The sequence below is a fragment of the Rhodobacter xanthinilyticus genome (assembly GCF_001856665.1).
Classification (GTDB): Bacteria; Pseudomonadota; Alphaproteobacteria; order Rhodobacterales; family Rhodobacteraceae; genus Rhodobacter; species Rhodobacter xanthinilyticus.
Genome location: NZ_CP017781.1, coordinates 3,384,212 through 3,400,936 on the forward strand (window position 1 = coordinate 3,384,212; position 16,725 = coordinate 3,400,936).

The 16,725-nt window shown below is 67.3% G+C and carries 22 protein-coding genes; 5 read left to right on the top strand and 17 right to left on the bottom strand.

Going from position 1 to position 16,725, the window contains the following annotated elements; all coding sequences use genetic code 11:
• Positions 1–4 precede the first annotated feature (4 nt).
• The 8 genes from LPB142_RS19835 to LPB142_RS16395 form a co-directional block, all read right to left on the bottom strand.
• Positions 5–136, bottom strand: a complete 132-nt coding sequence (locus LPB142_RS19835; RefSeq protein ID WP_269635382.1) for a hypothetical protein — start codon at positions 134–136, stop codon at positions 5–7.
• Positions 129–479: a hypothetical protein gene (locus LPB142_RS16370; RefSeq protein ID WP_068765702.1), complete on the bottom strand. Its 351-nt coding sequence runs from the start codon at positions 477–479 to the stop codon at positions 129–131. The genes LPB142_RS19835 and LPB142_RS16370 overlap by 8 nt, the downstream gene beginning before the upstream one ends.
• Positions 476–1,102, bottom strand: a complete 627-nt coding sequence (locus LPB142_RS16375) for a DUF2460 domain-containing protein (protein ID WP_068765701.1) — start codon at positions 1,100–1,102, stop codon at positions 476–478. Before LPB142_RS16375 ends, LPB142_RS16370 begins: the two co-directional genes overlap by 4 nt.
• Before the next feature lie 61 nt (positions 1,103–1,163).
• Positions 1,164–3,626, bottom strand: coding sequence for a phage tail tape measure C-terminal domain-containing protein (locus tag LPB142_RS16380; RefSeq protein ID WP_071167025.1), 2,463 nt, complete (start codon positions 3,624–3,626; stop codon positions 1,164–1,166).
• A gap of 27 nt (positions 3,627–3,653) precedes the next feature.
• The gene (locus LPB142_RS19455; protein WP_197474212.1) at positions 3,654–3,818 is read right to left on the bottom strand and encodes a DUF7697 family protein; all 165 of its coding nucleotides are present in this window, start codon (positions 3,816–3,818) and stop codon (positions 3,654–3,656) included.
• A 62-nt stretch (positions 3,819–3,880) separates the two neighbouring features.
• A complete protein-coding gene (locus LPB142_RS16385) occupies positions 3,881–4,318 on the bottom strand; it encodes a hypothetical protein (RefSeq protein WP_071167026.1) in 438 nt (145 codons plus the stop codon).
• A gap of 11 nt (positions 4,319–4,329) precedes the next feature.
• Positions 4,330–5,268 (bottom strand): phage tail tube protein, encoded by a 939-nt coding sequence (locus LPB142_RS16390; RefSeq protein WP_071167027.1) that lies wholly within the window; start codon positions 5,266–5,268, stop codon positions 4,330–4,332.
• A gap of 24 nt (positions 5,269–5,292) precedes the next feature.
• Entirely contained in the window at positions 5,293–5,712 is a 420-nt protein-coding gene (locus LPB142_RS16395; protein WP_068765697.1) for an acyl-CoA transferase, read from the bottom strand.
• A gap of 104 nt (positions 5,713–5,816) precedes the next feature.
• Here LPB142_RS16395 and LPB142_RS18630 point away from each other — a divergent pair, with 104 nt between their 5' ends.
• Positions 5,817–6,965 carry a YaaC family protein gene (locus LPB142_RS18630; RefSeq protein ID WP_083392727.1) on the top strand — a complete coding sequence of 383 codons (1,149 nt, stop codon included), beginning with the start codon at positions 5,817–5,819 and terminating at the stop codon, positions 6,963–6,965.
• Between the two features lie 5 nt (positions 6,966–6,970).
• Here LPB142_RS18630 and LPB142_RS16400 read toward each other — a convergent pair whose 3' ends face one another.
• The 3 genes from LPB142_RS16400 to LPB142_RS16410 are packed head-to-tail and all read right to left on the bottom strand — an operon-like array spanning position 6,971 to position 8,249.
• Positions 6,971–7,597 carry a DUF6441 family protein gene (locus tag LPB142_RS16400; protein ID WP_068765904.1) on the bottom strand — a complete coding sequence of 209 codons (627 nt, stop codon included), beginning with the start codon at positions 7,595–7,597 and terminating at the stop codon, positions 6,971–6,973.
• 5 nt (positions 7,598–7,602) lie between these two features.
• A complete protein-coding gene (locus tag LPB142_RS16405) occupies positions 7,603–7,914 on the bottom strand; it encodes a head-tail joining protein (protein WP_068765696.1) in 312 nt (103 codons plus the stop codon).
• Complete coding sequence (locus LPB142_RS16410; RefSeq protein ID WP_068765695.1) at positions 7,914–8,249, bottom strand: DUF2190 family protein; 336 nt, start codon at positions 8,247–8,249, stop codon at positions 7,914–7,916. Before LPB142_RS16410 ends, LPB142_RS16405 begins: the two co-directional genes overlap by 1 nt.
• A 71-nt stretch (positions 8,250–8,320) precedes the next feature.
• Between LPB142_RS16410 and LPB142_RS16415 the strand changes: the two genes are divergently transcribed.
• The gene (locus LPB142_RS16415; RefSeq protein WP_068765694.1) at positions 8,321–8,560 is read left to right on the top strand and encodes a ribbon-helix-helix domain-containing protein; all 240 of its coding nucleotides are present in this window, start codon (positions 8,321–8,323) and stop codon (positions 8,558–8,560) included.
• Between the two features lie 6 nt (positions 8,561–8,566).
• A complete protein-coding gene (locus LPB142_RS16420) occupies positions 8,567–8,854 on the top strand; it encodes a type II toxin-antitoxin system RelE/ParE family toxin (protein ID WP_068765693.1) in 288 nt (95 codons plus the stop codon).
• A gap of 2 nt (positions 8,855–8,856) precedes the next feature.
• On the opposite strand, the gene LPB142_RS16425 is transcribed toward LPB142_RS16420, so the two are convergent.
• From LPB142_RS16425 to LPB142_RS16445, 5 genes are read right to left on the bottom strand one after another with little or no spacing between them, the layout of a single operon-like run.
• A complete protein-coding gene (locus tag LPB142_RS16425) occupies positions 8,857–10,890 on the bottom strand; it encodes a prohead protease/major capsid protein fusion protein (protein ID WP_232230921.1) in 2,034 nt (677 codons plus the stop codon).
• Positions 10,891–10,894: 4 nt separating this feature from the next.
• Positions 10,895–12,406 (bottom strand): phage portal protein, encoded by a 1,512-nt coding sequence (locus tag LPB142_RS16430; protein ID WP_071167028.1) that lies wholly within the window; start codon positions 12,404–12,406, stop codon positions 10,895–10,897.
• The gene (locus tag LPB142_RS16435) at positions 12,406–12,627 is read right to left on the bottom strand and encodes a phage head-tail joining protein (protein ID WP_231878966.1); all 222 of its coding nucleotides are present in this window, start codon (positions 12,625–12,627) and stop codon (positions 12,406–12,408) included. The genes LPB142_RS16430 and LPB142_RS16435 overlap by 1 nt, the downstream gene beginning before the upstream one ends.
• The gene (locus LPB142_RS16440; protein ID WP_071167029.1) at positions 12,618–14,621 is read right to left on the bottom strand and encodes a phage terminase large subunit family protein; all 2,004 of its coding nucleotides are present in this window, start codon (positions 14,619–14,621) and stop codon (positions 12,618–12,620) included. The genes LPB142_RS16435 and LPB142_RS16440 overlap by 10 nt, the downstream gene beginning before the upstream one ends.
• A complete protein-coding gene (locus LPB142_RS16445; RefSeq protein ID WP_071167305.1) occupies positions 14,569–15,165 on the bottom strand; it encodes a hypothetical protein in 597 nt (198 codons plus the stop codon). Before LPB142_RS16445 ends, LPB142_RS16440 begins: the two co-directional genes overlap by 53 nt.
• Positions 15,166–15,276: 111 nt before the next feature.
• On the opposite strand from LPB142_RS16445, the gene LPB142_RS16450 reads away from it, so the two are divergent.
• Together LPB142_RS16450 and LPB142_RS16455 are read left to right on the top strand one after the other, a co-directional pair.
• The gene (locus LPB142_RS16450; RefSeq protein WP_068767742.1) at positions 15,277–15,501 is read left to right on the top strand and encodes a hypothetical protein; all 225 of its coding nucleotides are present in this window, start codon (positions 15,277–15,279) and stop codon (positions 15,499–15,501) included.
• A 95-nt stretch (positions 15,502–15,596) separates the two neighbouring features.
• Positions 15,597–16,115: a DUF3489 domain-containing protein gene (locus LPB142_RS16455; protein WP_068767743.1), complete on the top strand. Its 519-nt coding sequence runs from the start codon at positions 15,597–15,599 to the stop codon at positions 16,113–16,115.
• 51 nt (positions 16,116–16,166) lie between these two features.
• Here the strand turns inward: LPB142_RS16455 and LPB142_RS19970 are convergent, their stop codons facing one another.
• On the bottom strand, positions 16,167–16,655 hold the full coding sequence (locus tag LPB142_RS19970; protein WP_394328602.1) for an HNH endonuclease: 489 nt from the start codon (positions 16,653–16,655) through the stop codon (positions 16,167–16,169).
• Positions 16,656–16,725: the final 70 nt, after the last annotated feature.

Genomic DNA, 16,725 nt, shown 5'->3' on the forward strand with positions numbered 1-16,725 from the left:
GGGATCACCCGAGAAGTGAAAGGATCAAGATCAGCAGTGCGACGGCGAGACCAACGCCCATGCGGTGGCGAAAGGTTTGGCCCGGATCGGTCGCATCACAGCGGATGGAGCGCGCGAGTCGAAGAAGCTCATTCATCGGACGGCCCTCCCGTCGCACCGCGCAGTCGGGCAAGAACGACCTCGATGAAAGCGGGCCCAAAGACCCCGACCAAGTAAGCGGCCGAGCCAGCAGCGCCTCCGGCCGGAATGGCTTCAGGCGGCAGGCCGAGCCAACGGGCGACGAGGGCCATCGACAGGCTCCCCATCCCCGCCGCGATCAACCCGCCAAGCAGGATGTGTCGGAGGGCATCGCGCAGTCGCATACGCGTCGTCAGCGCATTGGTCGCACCCCCCAGCGCGCCCCAGGCGGCAAGGATGACGGCGGTGGATGCACCGAGTTCGCGTAGCACCGCCGCCAGAAATCCGGTCTCTTCGTTCATGCGCGGATCTCCAGAAGCGGGATCGAGGTGATCGAGCCCAGGCGTTCGAGGTCGAGGGTGACGTCTAGGACATCGGTGTCGAAGCGGACCGGGACGTCGAATTCGAAACCCGCGGTGATGGCGACGCCTGCGCCGGGGGCGGTGGTGAAGGTGACGAGGCCGGTCGTGGTGGAAACTGACCAGCCGGAAGCCTGGGGCGTGCCATTCATGGCGATGGTGACCGTCCCGGCGACGGGATAGGTGATCGCGCGCGACCAGGACTGCGCGCCGGAGGTGTATCGCTTGGCGAGTTGGAATTGCGTGGCCGCCCCGTTGCCGGTGCCGATGGGCTGATCGTTTGGCCCCGGCGTCTGTGACGGCAAACAGGACTTGAAGTCGGCCCAATCCTTGAATCGGAAACCGTGCAGACGGCCGTTGCGGGCCTCGAAGAAGGCGACCACTGCCGCCAGATCATCCGCGCGGCGGATGCCGTAGGCCACGTCGTAGCGGCGGCGGCTGTTGGCCCAGCTGGCGTTGCGCTCCTCGGCCCCGCTCGCCAGTTCGACGATCTGGGTGCGGCGTTCCGGACCGCCACGTGCGCCCCGGCTGATGTTGTCCGGAAAGCGGACCTCCTGGAATGCCATCAAGTTTCTCCATGGTTCGTGCTCTGGCCCCCGCAACCGGTGCCCACTTGCGGGGTCGCACTCACATGCCCCTCCGGCCCAGCGACACGGCGCGGGCGATGTCGCTGGCGACCTGCGTGCGGGACTGTCGGAAGCTCTCGGCGTCGCGTGCGTTGATCGTGACATTGACGGTCGCGGTGCCCGATTGGCCGTAGCCTGCGGCTTCGCGTCGCGAGAGAACCCGTTCCCCGCGCTGGAGGATGGCCGGAACCTCGTCGGGGCGCAGCCCGGCCCAGCCCCCATTGTGCATGCGCGGCGCACCTGCAAAGGCCAGGGCCGGGACTATCCGGCCGGGACCTGGGCCTCCGACCACGCCACCCGCATGCAGGATGTTGGCGAAGATGCCACCCGCTCCGCCCAGCGCGCCGGAGAGGGCATTGGCTATGGGGCCGAGGATGAAGCGGCGCGCGGCGAGCTTGGCAAGATCGGCGATCATCGACGTGACCAGGTCGCGGAAGTCGAGCTTCCCGGTCTTCACGAAGTCGCCGATGGAGTTCTCCGCCGAGGTGAACGCGCCCACCAGCGCACTGCCGATATCGCCGCCGATGTCGCGCGCCTTCGCGGCATAATCGGCAAGGGCCGCGGTGACGGCTTGCCAGCCGGTCAGGGCGATCTCCGCGCCTGCGGCTGCAGCGGCCCCCGCGTCGCGTGCTGCGCCTCCCGCACCATCGGCGGCGGTGGCGGTGTCGTTCAGCCCTGCCGTGAGGGCATCGGCAGAAGCGGCTGCATCCGCCAGCGCGGTCTCGGCTTCCGTCCCCGTGCCAGTCACCGCGTCCTTCAGCGCCTGCCAGCTGGCCAGCGGTCGACCGGCGGCATCGGCCAGCATCCCGGCCGCTTCGCGATAGCCATCGGCCCGGGCGCGGACATCCTCGGCCATGGCCCCGAGACCGAGGTCGGGCGGCTCGAGATAGGTGCGCGACAGCGCGGCCGAGAAGGCATCCGCAGCGGCAGCGCCTGCGGCGGTCGCGGCTCCCTCGAACGGATTGCCGATACGCCCAAGTTCCACCGGGTCGAGGATGCCGATCCGCACCCCGCCCTCGCCGGTGGCCCATTCGGGCAGCAGCGCGAGGGCAGCATTGAGCGTCTCGATGAAGCTGTTGATGCGGGTGACGACGCCGTTCAGCATCGCCTCGACGCCCGAGATCAGCCCGTTCGCGGCTTGGAAGGCGAAGTCACCAATGGCTCCCGGCAGACTGCCCCAGATCGCGACAGCGGCATCGTAGGCCCCCTGGAAGATCGCCGCCGTCCGGTCGCCGAAGCTGACGACGCCCGCGATGGTGCCTTCCAGCGCCGAGAGACCGGCCGCCTTCAGCCCCTCCCATCCAGCCGCCATCCGCGCAAGGGCCGCGTCCAGCGACAGGCCGATGCGCGACCAGACCTCGCGGGCCAGATCGCCGAGCAGGCGGAAGGCTTCGCCCACACCGCCGACCCGGGCGACGAGCTGCGAGAACTGGTAGACCAGTTCGCCCGCCCCAACGATCAACGCCCCGATGCCGGTCCGGATCAGAGCGCCGCGGAGAAACACGAGCGCCGTCGCGAGGCCGCGCACCGACAGGGCCGCAGCGGCTAGACCCGCCACCCAGCGTCCAGCCATGACAGCCGCGAACGTTGCCGCATGGGACGCCAGACGCCCGAGGTTGCCGATCAGTGTGTCGATGGCCGAGCGCAGGATCCCGCCGTCGGAGGCAAGGGCCACGAAGGCATTGGCCAGCGCCTCGATGGTCGGGGCCACGGCGACGGCGATGCGGTTGCGCAGGCCGTCGAACACGAGGGATACGGTGCCGAGCGCCAGTTGCGTGCGGCGCAGGGCTTCCAGCGCATCATTGTCCAGCACCGCGCCAAGGTCCGATGCCTGATCCCCAAGCCGGGCCATCTCGGCACCGCCATTGCGCAGAAGCGGCAGCAGGCGCGTCGCATCCGAGGCCATGGCCTCTAGATAGAAGGTCATCTCCTGCTGGCTGAGACCGGCGCGTTCGAGGGTGTCAACGTAGAGCTGCAGTGCCTCGGGGCCAGAAAGCCTCGCGAACTGGTCAGCCGTCACGCCCACGCGCGGAGCCACATTCTCGAAGAAGTCCGCCATCGGCCCGCCGCCGGTCTGCAGGAAGTCGCCGACCCGGTCGTTCACGTCCTTCAGGATGTCCGCCAGCTTCTCCTGCTCGATGCCAACCGTCCGCGCCCCGGCCGACCAGCGCTGCAGGGCCTCGGGCGTGGCATTGGCGACCTGCGCGAACTGCCGGATCTGCGCCGCGCTTTCGGCGGTGGAGCGGACGATCAGGCCGAGCGAGGCCGTGGCGGCCGCCGCCGCTGCCCCTAGGGCAAGCCCGGCACGGCGTGCGAAAGCAGCAAGCCGGGTGTTCGCCAGCTCCATCTCGCGCGACAGACGGCCCAAGCCCTTCGCCCCAGCCTCGCCAACACCCTCCAGTTCGGCGCGCACCTGGCGGCCGCCGACGGCGGCGAGCCGGACGGAGACGCGTTTTTCGGCCATTGGATCGGGGCTCCGGATGGGATGGGGTCAGTCGCGGCTGGCCGCGATCTGCTCGTTGACGCGGCGGACCATCACTGCCTCGAGGGCGGGCAGCAGCTCGGCGATGGCAGGCGGGGAGATGCCGAGGGCGGCACCCAAGGCCAGCGCCGCGCCCAAGTCCCAGCCGATCACCGCGCCCGGGATGACGCGCATCTGCCCGCCGAGGCGCTGCGCCAGGTCCCAGACCTGAGCGCCCTCAAGGGTTTGGGGCTGGTTCAGCCTTGCGGGGCAGTCGGGACAGGGCCCTGCACAGGCCGCGCAGTAGCGGTCGCCCCCGCCGAAGGACCATTCGGCAAGGGCGCAGAGGCGTTTTTTTCCGCGTCCAGCAGGAGGGCCTTGGCGACGTACTGGGTCTGGAACGCCTCGAAGGCGGGCCAGATGTCGAGGAGCGCGTCGATGGCCTCGGGGCTCGGATCGATGGGACTGCCATCGGCATCGCCGATCCCCTCCCATGCGAGGATCGCGCGTCGCGCCAGCGCCTTGGCCATGGCGATCGCGGCTTCCTCGGTCGCAGCCCCTTCGGGCAGGTCGGCAATTGCGGGATCGCCACGGGCCGACACCATCAGTGCGGTGGTCAGCGGGCGGAGCCGGACGCGCACGCCGGGGATGAGGTCGCACCATTGCGGCGCGTTGGTCAGGTCGAGGGTCAGCATGGCGTGCCTTCTCAATAGGTTGCGACGGTGTTGACGAGGACGGCGGTGCACATCCGGGCGGGACTGGTGGCCTTGGCCGCCTGCCAGTCGAAGGTGGCCTGGATGCCCTGCGGGCCCGGGATCTCGATGCGGGGGCGCGGCAGGTAGACGGCATGGGCGGTGAAGGTGAAGCTGGCGTTGGCGCCGAGGCTCCAGGCGAAGACCAGCTCGCAGGGCGTGCCGTCGATGGCCTGCGTGATCAGGGCGGTATCGGCAAAGCGCACCTCCACCCGCCCCGTCAGCGCGGCCATGCCGGGGTCGGCCCCTTCGATGCGCCCGTCCGAGCGGATGGTCTCGATCCGGTCGAGGCCGTTGGAATAGGTCACCTCGGCGGAAATGACGTTGCCGAGAGGCGTGCCGTTGCGAGTGATCGCGCCGTTGAAATGCCCGAACCGCTGCAGCGCCAGCGCGGTGGGCGTGCCTGCGGCCGTTGCCGCCGCGACGTTCTCGCCCTGCGCTACCAGTCGGGCCGTGGCGGTCAGCAGGCCAGAGCGCGCCATCTGCCACGACAACTGATCGCAGACGCAGCCAGTGTACATCGCATAGCGCGGCACCTCGGGCATCGCCGTCTCGATGGCCATGCTCGGCAGGGTCCAGTTGCCGGACTGGAAGGTGTGGGTCTTGGGCGTCGTGCCGGTGGTTGTGGGCTGACCGAAGGCGGCCTTCAGCCAGAGGCCGAAGTTCTCAACATCGATCGGCACGACGACATCACCGTCGGCGGTGACCGCGTCCTTGATAGGGGCCAGAGGATCGCGCCCCTGGCCAAGCAGTTCCGAGGCGATCAGCGGCTGTTCGGAGCCAAGCGTGGTGCTGGCGAAGGGCACCGTGCGGTAGCCGGTGGCGGGTGCGGTGCCGTAGACAGTCTCGAACGCAAGCGCCATTTGCGCCCTCGCCCCATGGGCTCGTGCCATCGTGTTCTCCTATCGTGGGTGGGGTCAGGCCAGCGGATCGGCCGTGGAATAGTGCAGGATGACCGGGAGCACCGCCGCCTTCAGGCTGGCGGCACCCTCGACCGGCAGATCGACCGGGCGCGGCGCTTCCGCCTCGACCCAGTCGCAGAGGCCGCCCAGCGTGCGGTCGGCGGCAAGCGCCGCGCCGATGCTGGCGCAGAGGGTGTCGAAGGTCGTGTCACGCGCTGCGCCTTGGACGACCGCCTCGATCTCGGCTCGGTGCTGATAGTGATAGCGCAGCGGCGACAGCGTGACCTCGGGCTCGCCCGGCTCGCCATCGCGCAGGATCAGGAGACCTGCGGTCGGCACGCGTTCAGGCAGCACGTCACCGCGCAAGGCGGTGGCTGGCAGCGCCGAAAGCCGCGCGTACAGCGCGGCGAGGATGTTTTCGCGGGGGGTGGGCAATCGCTTCTCCTCCTACCCTCAACAGTGTAGCCTCGATTGAAGAGGAAAAGTGCGGCCTGAACGCTGCAATCAAATCGAGTTCCAACAGAAGGAAGTAACCGAAAATGCCTTTGCTGCCTGAAGCCCGTGACGGAATAGAGCTCAAGGCTTATAGTAGAACCGTTCCATTCTCATTCTGGCCGACGGCACCTACTGTTCCCAGACCAACACTACAGTCTCTTCTCTTTGCCGCCGATCCCTGGGGAATGATGCGCCACTCCATAACCGAGCAGGTAGCAAATTTGGCATCACGGCAAGAGGCTCACTCTTATATTGACCAAGCGCGTGATTTCTTCACCTCTGCACAGAGCTCACCAATTGACGGTGCCAAGCCGGTCCAGCTTTACTACAGCTTTCTAAATCTCGCCAAAGCCTTCACTATATGCCGGGGCATCCATGCATCACTGCCGAACATCATGCATGGCGTGAACGAAACCGTACCTGCTGGTGGCCGCGAGTTTGATGACGCAGTAATCCAGTTTTGGGCATCTCCAAACGGACGAGGACAACTTCAAGCTTTCGACGAGTTCATGGCCGCTCTGGGAGTTCCAAGAATAGCCGCCGCCGGTCTGCAAATACCAGTCTCAGTGCTTCTGCCGCAAATTCTTTCTGGTCATAGACTTTGGGCCAGCGCAACAGGAAGTGCCGAAAGATTCATCTCTATACACGACATACAGTTTTGCGAGAACCGGCGACGCCGCCAAGTATGGCTGAGGGTTCTTCTATTTGCTGACGATGTTAAACGCCTTGGCTTTACTCAGAACGATGTGTTGAATAATTCTGGGCTGGCGCCGAACTATCGCAAGGTTCGCTGCAACCTGAATAAATCTGGAAGACCATTGATCTGCTTTGAGCAAACTGTCCCGATCAACTATGGCCGACACGGGGTCGATCACGCTTCTGAACTGGCTGCGTCAGTAAAGGATCGGATCTGGATGACTGTCGGCAGTAGCGCCCCCTTCCGTAGGAACTACCTTTATCTTGTTCCACCAGCTGATCGGCCGCAGGTGCTTCCACAAATAGCGTCCATTTATGCTACCGCGTTTTACTTCGGTTCTATCACGCGATATCGACCCAATGTGCTGCGTTCTGCGCTGGATGGACCGCTAGGACCAAGGATATCAGAGTTCATATCTGGTCAGCCATCTCAATTTGTTTACTTGATGGCTTCGGAGTTTGCGAAGCGTGACGTGACAAAGCCATCAATTGTATGAGCAAGTCATTTTGACGCCACCCACTTCGCCACGATCAGCCCCGGCACGGCGGCGTGCGCCCGCTCCGCGTCCCGCGCCAGATCCAGCCGCTTCGGGAGCTTCACCTGCGGCACCAGCAGGAAGATCGGCGCGGTGACGACACCCCGGCCGGTCTTTGACCGTGACGCGACGGCGCGGCCCTTGGTGTTCAAACGCCCCTCGGCCACCAGCAGGCTCGGGCCCCTGCGTCGATAGATGAACCGCAAGCGCAGGCCGGTGCGGCGTTCCCACTCGCCGGGGGTGATCCGGCCGCCGCGCAGAGACTTGCCTGCGGCAGGCGTGGGGATCGCCAGCCAGAAGCCGTTCTTTGAGCGGATCAGCGGGCCGGTATCGTGCGCGCCGACGATGACCGGGGCGTTGGACCATACGACGGCCGCAGCGTTGAGGCTGGGCGTGCCTTTGGGGAACTGCTCCGACCGGATGGTGCGGGCAAGCCGGGCCCCAAGGCCCGCGCCGGTGATCTGCTGCCGCCAAGCCGCCTTCAGCCCGGTTCCGGCCTCACGGATCGCAGCCGACACGGCGCGTTCCCCCGCCGCGACCTCGGCGGCCATCATCGCGACGATATCGGGATCGATGTCGAGGTTCACGCGCATCGCGGTCATGCCGGGCGCAGATCGACGGTCCAGACCAGCCGCTCGCGGTCGCGGACCGGCTCGCCTTGGATGAGGAAGGCATCGCCGTCGATCTCGATCCGGTCGCCCGGGCGCGGGGCTGGTACCTCGGCCGCGCGCAGATCGATCCGGGTGGTTTCGGACCAGAGTCGCGCATCACCGTAGTCTGTGACCGCATCGGCACGCCGGGCGACGATGCGCACGAGGACCGGCGCACCGCCATCGGCGAAGTAGATCGCATCCCGCCCCATGTTCGGATCGGCAAAGAGCGCGCCCACGGCGGCGGCGAAGGCGCTCATCAGAAGGCCCCGTTCAGCCGTACCCGGCCGACCACATCGCCCGCGCCGCCCGCTACCGCCTCGGTCGCCACGCCGATCAGCGTGTTCGAGGTTGTGACCTTGGTGGTCTGGCGGGCGGTGTTGTCCCAGTAGATGCGGTCGCCGACGGCCCAAGCCTGCGAGCCTAGCTTCTTCAGCTCGTAGACGCCCACAAGCGCGGCCTCGACGGTTTCGCCAAGGGCAGCGGTGCCAGCGGCCACGCCGAAGATGGAACCGACGAGCAGGCCATCGCCGGAAGCGACTGCATAGGGCGCGGTCAGGGTGATGGTGTTGCCGGGCTGAACGTAGGTTTTCATGGGGATTTCCCTCTGGATCGTGGTTGCAAGGAGTGCGAATTTTTCCTACCTTTGTGGCAGGAGGATCGGACATGGCCGGCAAGATCAGCATTTCGATTACCGACGAGCACGCGGCTCTCTTGCAGGAAGCCGTGGGCAGCGGCGCCTATGCCTCGTCGAGCGAGGTGGTCCGCGAGGCCTTGCGCGAATGGCGGGCGCGGCGGGTCGTGGGTGACCTCTGGGATGCCGGGATCGCCAGCGGCCGCGCCGAGCCGGGCACGACGATGGCCGATATCAAGCGCGAGGCGCGCAGCCGCCGCAGCCTGTCCTGATCTTTCATGGCCCGGGTGTTCTTCACGCGGGCGGCCCGCGACGACCTGATCGACATCTGGACGCATATCGCCGAGGACGATCCGGCCGCCGCCGACCGTGTGCTCGACAGGCTGGACGAGGTCGCCAGCCACCTCGCGGACAACCCGCAGATGGGTCCGGCCCGGGACGATATCCGCCCCGGGCTGCGCTATCTGGTCAGCGGTTCGTATCTGCTGCTCTACCGCATCGACGGCGACGACATCGAGATCGTCCGCGCCGTGCACGGGCGGCGCGACCTTTACGGTCTCTTCTGACCTTACGCTCCAGGATTCTTGTAGAGGCCGCGCCAGTCGATGGCCTTGGCGCCGAAGTCGAGACGGCACTTGATCTCCACGCCGTCGACGTCGAAGCCGTTGCGGGTCTCGATGTAGGCGCCCTGCTGGCCCTCGAGATAGGCGTATTCGATGGTGTCGATCTGGTTGGGCGAGGCCGCCAGATACCAGGAGGTGGCACTGGCCGCATCGAGGCGCGGTTCGCTGATCGGCGACAGCGTACGGATCGACTGCGGGACCACCTTGGCGCTGTCGGCCGGCACCAGGTTCTGGGCGACCAGCTGCTCGGCCTTCAGTTCGAGGGCTGCGGGGACGATCAGGAAGGCGGGACGGATGTTCAGCACCGTCTTCTTGTCGAGGCCGGTCTGCAGCGCCATCGCCGCCCGGGCCGCGCCGACACTCGCCACATCCAGCGCGGCGCCAGTGCTCGCGAGGTTCTTGTGCGAGGTGTGGAAGAGCGCGTTGCCGTCGGCCATCGCCGGGTTCGAGGTGATGATGCCCCAGACCACGTCGCTCTCCAGCTGCGCGATGGAGTTGCCGTACATCGCAGGGATGCGGGTGAAGGCGTCGAGGTCGTCGTTGATCAGCACCTGGCGGGTGATGGCCACGACACGACCATAGGTCTTCACGCGGTAGCTTTCCTTGCTCTCGCCGAGGGTGCCGCGCTTGAACTCACCACTTTCGCCGACCTCGAGCAGCTGCGGCGCCTCGCCCAGCTGAACGCGGTGCATTGACTTGAAGTCGGTGGCCAGCACCTGGCGGCAGAAGAGCGCGAAGGTGCGGGGATAGGCGTCATAGGCCTGCCGCAGCGTCTTGTTGGTGACGGCCGACAGGATCTCGGGGAAGTCGGAGGTTGAATGCAGCGCGCGCGTCGCCACCTCGTCACGCGAGAGGCCGCGCGTGTTCACCCCGGCATTGCCGAGGCTTTCGCGGGCCAGTTCCAGCAGCGTCATGCCGCGATACTGGCGGGCGGCATCCTCCAGCGGGAACAGCGTCGGGCTGTAGCGGTGCAGGAGCGCGTTCGCCACGGCGTCGCGACGTGTGATGCGCTCGTCCCGGCCGCAGAGGGGGACGGAGACATGCGGGAAGGTCCGGGTCTCGTCGGATTTCGCCGCGACCTGGTCGAGGATCAGGCGGCGGGACTCGTCCACGCTGACGCCGCGCTTGACCAGATCCTCGGCGAAGCTGCGCTCGAGGTTCAGGCGGCCGGTCAGATCGTAGATGGTAGAGACGCGGTCGCGCTCGGCCTCGCGAGCGCGGGTCGCGATGGCCTCGCTGTCCGGCGCAGGTGACGGTTCCGGCATGCGCGCAGCGACCTGTTCGGCCTGCGCCGGGGCCGCGACGGGCGGCTGGCGGGTCTCGGTCAAGGCGGGGACATCCCCGGCCACGATGGTCGTGTTCTCAGGCATGGATGCCTCCTTTTGCATGCGGGTGTCGACGATCTCGACGGGATAATTGGCCTGATCGGCGGCGCGGACCTGCGCGCGGGGATCGGCGGGGACGGTCACGAAGCTGACCTCAAGCGGGGTCCAGCGTTCGACGATGCGCTGTTCGACCTCCCCCTTGGCGGCGGGCTCGACCACCTTCACCCGCTCGATGGAATAGCCGACCGAGACGTTGCGGATGATGCCGTCGCTGATCAGGCCGAACATCCGGTCGGCGGCCTGGTCCAGCCCCTCGCGGGGAAAGCGGATGGTGGCCTTGCCTTCCTTGCCCTCGATCCAGGCGCGTTCGACCACGCCCACCTGCGAATGCGAGGACCAGACCGAATGGCTGTCGAGCGCCGGGGCCCCGGCATTGAGGCGCGTCAGATCCACAGCTCGGTCGCTGACCTCGAGGATCTCGTCGAAGGGCACGGAGGTGTCCCAGCCGGTCCAACGCCGCCGCCGGACGGCCGCGCCGGTGGTGAAGACGACGTCGACCGAACGCGCCTCGGAATTGACGGTCGCAGGCAGGATGGGCGCGCGCCGCAGCTGCATCGGCAGGGCGACCGGGGCCGCCATGATCGTGTCGGGCATGGCCCTATTCCTTCTCTGGTTCGGATGCGGGGGCGTCCGGGGCACTGGTCGGCTCGCCCGCCTGCGCGCTGCCGGTCTTGGTGACGCGGCGCGGATCGCTGTCGAGCACGAGGCCGAGGCCGTCGAGCTTGGCGTTGGTCGCGGCGATCTCGGCCAGCACCGCGTCCGGGTTGTGGCCCTGCCGGGCAATGGCCTGCGCCAGCGTCATGGTGCCGGTCCGGATCGCCAGCAGGTCGGCCATCGCATCCTTCTGCGGATCGACCGCCTCGAACTTCGGCGGTTGCCATTCGACCGGGACATCCGGCGACGGGATCTGGCCTGCGGCCCATGCCGCTTCCGTGAACCAGCGCCAGACCGGCGCGCAGAACATCGGAATGAACAGCTGCCATTGGACGGCGTCGATCATCCGGCGGAACTCGACGAGGCCCGCCCGGATCGAGGAATAGTTGACCTGGCTGAGATCGCCGGTCAGCAGCTCGTAGGGCACCCGGAACCCGGCCGAGATCGTGTGCAGGCTGGCCCGCTTGTATTCGCCGTAGCCCCCCGTCGCCGATGGCTGGTTGAAGCGGATGTCCTTGCCACCACGCGCATAGGCGATCAGCCCCGGCTCGAACTGCTCGACCCGATTGCCGTCGGCATCGACCACCGAGGGCGCGATGCCCTGCTGCGCCTCGTCGTCGCCGAAGACGATGGCGGTGACGCAGGCCTCGGTCTTCTTGCGGACCAGTTCGGCAACCTCGTAATCGTCGAGGTCGCGCAACGACCGGATCACCGGCGCGCCCCAGGGAACGCCGCGTGCCTGCGTGCGCTGCTTCTCGTAGATGTGCGCGATCTCGGTCGCCGGGACCGGGCGGCTCTGCAGACCGTTCTGCAAGGCCCCATAGGCGTCGCCGGGATGTTCGGCATGGAGCCAGTAGGCCCGGCGTTTGCCGACCGGGTCGAACTCGATCCCCTGCACGAGGCGTCCCGCGCCGAGGACGCCGGATTTCGAGGCGTCGAGGAAGTCGGCCTCCAGCACCTGCAATTGCAGCGGCACCGGAAGGCCGTCGCTCGCACGCCGCAGGCGGCGGCGCACCAGGACCTCGCCCGCCTCGACCATCTCGCGGCAGATCAGCGTCTGCAGCCCGTAGAAATCGAGCTGACCATCGGCATCGCACTCCGCCGTCCAGCGCTCGAAGAGCGCGTCGACCTTCCGGTCGAGCGTGTCGTCGCCGCTGGCGGCGCGCGGCATGATGCCCGCGCCGATGATGTTGTTGACCAACACCGCCACGGCCTTGGCCGCATGCGGGTTGTTGCGCACCAGATCCCGCATCCGATCGCGCAGCAGCGCCCCGGCGACGCCGATCTCGGTGTCGGCGGAGGATCCCGGAGCGCGCCAGCCCTCGGTCCGCCGCCCGCGCGCGGCGCCGTCATACCCCCGCGTCAGCGTCTCGAACGCCTGACGCGCTATCACGCGCCGAGCCGCCATGCGCGGCGCCACCGTCGCGATGGCGTGATCGAACCAGGTCGCCGACATCAGCGATCTCCGCGCGAGAAGCCCGCCAGCCCGGCCACCGGCAGCGGCCGTGTGGTGCCCGCGATGGCGCGCTCGATGGTCCGAATGCGCGCCAGCAGATCCTCGGCCGAGCCGTAGTCGACGGACTTGCCGTCATAGCTGACCCGGGTCGTGCCGCTGGCATAGGCCCGGCGCAGCGCCGAGAGCTCGGATTCCGTCCAGTCGGTCATCTTCAGAACCATCCCTCCCGCCGTCCAAGCCAGTCGGAGCGGCGCTTGCCTTGCGGGGCCTGTCCCGGCCGGTTGATCTGCCCGGCGGGATCGGTGTCGGTGGGGGCGGCCCCGAGCTGATCCTCGAGGTCACGCCATTTCTCCTCAGACCAGCGGTCCGCGCCCGCGATCCAGGCGGCGGCGCGGGCATAGACCCTGCAATCCAGCGCCTCGTTCCTCTCGCGCAGCTTCTGCCATTCGAGTTTGGCGAAGCCACGCTTCGTGCGGACCGTTACCAGTTGCTCGGCCACGACCTGCTTCAGCCACTCGCTTTCGACCCATGTCGGCAAGTGGATTGTGCCTGGCGCAAAGGCCGCGCCCGCGGCGCGTTCTTCCTCGGTCGGCCGCGCCAGCCGCAGGAAGCGGTACGTCTCGGCCTTGAAGGTGGACACCGCCACGGTCCAGAGCCGGGCCCCGCGCCGCAGGCGTTTGCCGCCCTCGGTCGCGTCGACGAAGGTCGGCCCCGAGACCGGGCTCGAGCGGTTGAACCCCTCGACCCCCTTGACCGGCGACACCTGCGCGAACCCTTGCGCCCGCGACCAGGAATAGACCGCCGGGGCCTCGTAGCCGGTGTCGATCGCGAGCCGCGCGATGCGCAAATGCGCCCCGCGTTCGTGCGGCCAACCTCGATCCAAGAGCGAGGTCAGTTCCGACCAGGCGTCATGCCGATCCGGCCCGCCCTCGATGACGACGTGATCGACGAGCCAGCTTTCCAGTCCGCGCCCCCAGGCCCAGACATCGATCTCGATCCGGTCCTTCTGGACGTCGGCCCCGGCCGTCAGAAACAGCCCGCCCGCAGGCACCGTGCCGGATGTCCAGCGCTCGCGCCGGTCGTAAAGCCGCTGCCAGTCGGGCGCTTCCCCGGTCTCGACCCATGTCTCGCCGAGGATCGTGTTGCGGAACGCCTTGATCGCTTCATCCGACCCTTTGGCCGCGTCCCATGATCGCACGATCCGCTCCCAGCTCAGCCAGCCGATCGGCGAATAGAGCGCCGAGAGGTGATATCCGACCGTGGTCGGATCGGCGGCCGTGGCGGTCGCCCGCCATTCGCCGCCCTCCAGCATCGCCGTCTTGTGGTGCTCCGCGATTGCCGCGTCGCAGCCCTCGCAGTGATATTCCGCCGTCTCCGGCTTGCCCTTCTGCCAGCGCAGCCGGTCGAACTTCAGCCACTGCATCGCACCGCAATGCGGGCACGGCACGAAGTACCGCCGCTGGTCGCTGGCCTCGAACTCACGCTCGATCCGGCTCAGCCCCCGGATCGTCGGGGTCGAGACCAGGAACACCTTGCGGCGATGGGCGAAGGTCAGCGACCTTGCCTCGGCCAGCGTAACCGGATCGCCTTCCTCGTCGGCCGAGGCTGGATAGGCGTCGACCTCGTCGAGGAAGATGTACCGCGCCGGGGAGGACCGCAGCCCCACCGCCGAGTTCGCCCCGGTCATGATCAGGATGCCGCCCGCGAACTCCTTGGACAGCATCGTGTTGCCCGCGTCGCGGGATCGCGCAGGCTTCACCCGCTCCCGCAACTCGGGGCTCTCGTCGATCAGCGGGTCGATCCGCTGCCGCGAGTTGCGCTTGGCCAGTTCCACGGTCGGCTGGACGGCCAGCATCGGCCCCGGCGCCTGGTGGATCGCGAAGCCGATCCAGTTGTTGCCCGCCTCGGTCGCGCCGACCTGCGCGGCCTTCATGAACACGATCCGCTGCGTGGGATCACCGGGCGACAGCCGGTCCATGATCTCGCGCATGTAGGGCGTGCGCACCGTGCGATACCGCCCGGGTTCGGCCGAGGCGCGGCCAGAGAGCATCCGGTGCCGGTCCGCCCATTCCGAGACGGTCAGGTCCGGGTCGGGCCGCAGCCCGTTGCCCCAGGCGCGCAGGATCTCGCTCGCGCCGTCGAAGTCGGTCAGGCCATCATCGTCACCGGAAGTCGGGCCGGACCTCGGCGAGTTCGTCGAGGTGGGCGCGTACATGTTTCTCCAGGACCTTCTGCATCGCGGCTGGCTCCACGGTGATCTGCTGGCCCGTCGCGTCGCGGCACGACGCCGAAAGCTCGGCCGCCATCAGAGCCGCCGCACGCGCGGGCCAAGTCACCCACGTGTCCCGTTCCTCCCGCGCCAGCCGGAACACCAGCGCCAGCGCGCGGGCCCGCTCGATCAACTCCCCCTTCAGCTTCTGCAGCCGGATGCGCCGCTCCTGCGCCTTCAGTACCTCGTTGGCGGTCTTGGCCTGCAGGAAGGTCGTCCCGCCACCGACGGCCGGAACCGCCAACCCCTGCTCGCGGAGCGTGTCGCCGACGGCGGCCACCGCCGCCTCGGGGACAGGCTTCAGCTTCGGTTCGGGAGGCTTTCTCGTCTTCGACGGATCGGTTGTTTCCGCCCGGCGTGCGTCGCTGGCGGCCGCATTGATGCTGCCGTCCGGATAGAGAACCAGCCGCTCAGCCGTCTTCGCCTTCTGGATCGCGCCCCGCGACAGCCCGACATGGGCGGCGTACTGGCGCTCGCTCATGCCCTGCATCATCGGCTCCGATTATCATTCAAGATCATGTGCTTATCTCGTTGATAAGCATCGCGGACAGAGCGAACGTGTCTCCAACGAAACGATGCAACTCACCACGGAGCCACCAGAATGACCCGCCGCGCCACTGACAATTCCAAGGCCCTCGACGCCTTCATAGCAGCGAAGTCCGAGATCAACGCGATGCTCGAACGGCTCGCCGCCTTGAGCGCCGACCATTTCGAGACCAGCCCCGACGAGATCAACTGGGGCCACGTCGGCACCCTGAACCACTACCGCGCCAAGCTGCGCGAGATCACCGACTGCGCCTTCAAGGAAGGCGAACACGCCATCTGACCACCCGCGACGCCAGAACCCCGCCGCGCGCCCTGCGCGGCTTTGGGTCGTAGAAGGGCTGCGAAGGTCGCGGCCACGATCAAGGAGACGACCCCATGCCCCAGATCCAACTGACCGACACCCAAGCCGTGATCCTTTCTGCCGCGTGCGCGCGCGACGATAGCGCGGTCTTTCCCGTTACCGCCAAGCTGAAGGGCGGCGCCGTCGGCAATGTCTGCAAGAGCCTCCTGAAGCTCGGGCTGATCGAGGAAATCCCGGCCACCGACCTGAACACCGTCTGGCGGCACGACGAGGCGCGCGGCCCGATCACCCTTCGCGCGACGCCGCTGGCACAAAGCACCCTCGGGATCACCGAGCCCGAGGCTACCACGACACCCGCTGAAACCGTCACCGCGCCGAGCCAGCGCCGGAAGGGCACCAAGCAGGAAGCGCTGATTGAAATGTTGCGGGCACCGGACGGCGCCACAATCGAGGAAATCATGGTAGCGACGGACTGGCAGTCGCACACGGTGCGCGGCGCGATGGCCGGTGCTCTGAAGAAAAAGCTCGGGCTCGAGGTGACCTCGGAGAAGGTCGAGGGTCGCGGGCGGGTATACAGGCTTCCCGCCGCCTGACCCAACGCCGCAAATGCTACGCCGCCACCCCGACCGGGCGGCGGCCTGTATCTACGATGGCTTCGTCAGTGTAGCTGTGAGACCGACCAATGACACCTGCGCCAGCAGCCACTTTCCGGCTGCCATGCGCTTCTGGACATACACGCGATGCTCTTCAGGCGAGGGTGGGCTCTTCCGCTTATGTCGCTGGCTGTTGCAGTACAAACAGGCCGCAACGATGTTCTCATCAGTGTCGCGACCACCGTCGGAGCGGGCGTGTAGATGCTCGGCGGTGCAGCGTAGCGCCTTTGATGTCCGCCTCGTTTTGTGGTTTCGTTGAGAAGATGCGGCTTCAACAGCATCGTCCCACATTGGCAGGCCGCAATAGTAGCAGCGGCCACCTTGGGCCATCATCTTCCTTTGACGGATACGTTTAACAGATCCCATGACACGGGTCCTTTCATTCGACTTCGTGAGAAGCGAATGCGCGACGCCCGTAACGGACGCTCCCCGGCTGGAAGCTCCTGCTCGCGCGAGGCCCGGTGATCCGTGGCTCCGCATGCCGGACCGCGAAACCTGCAGGACAAGACCTCAGGTCAGAGTAGCCGCTGGCTCACTCAATTCGGCCAAA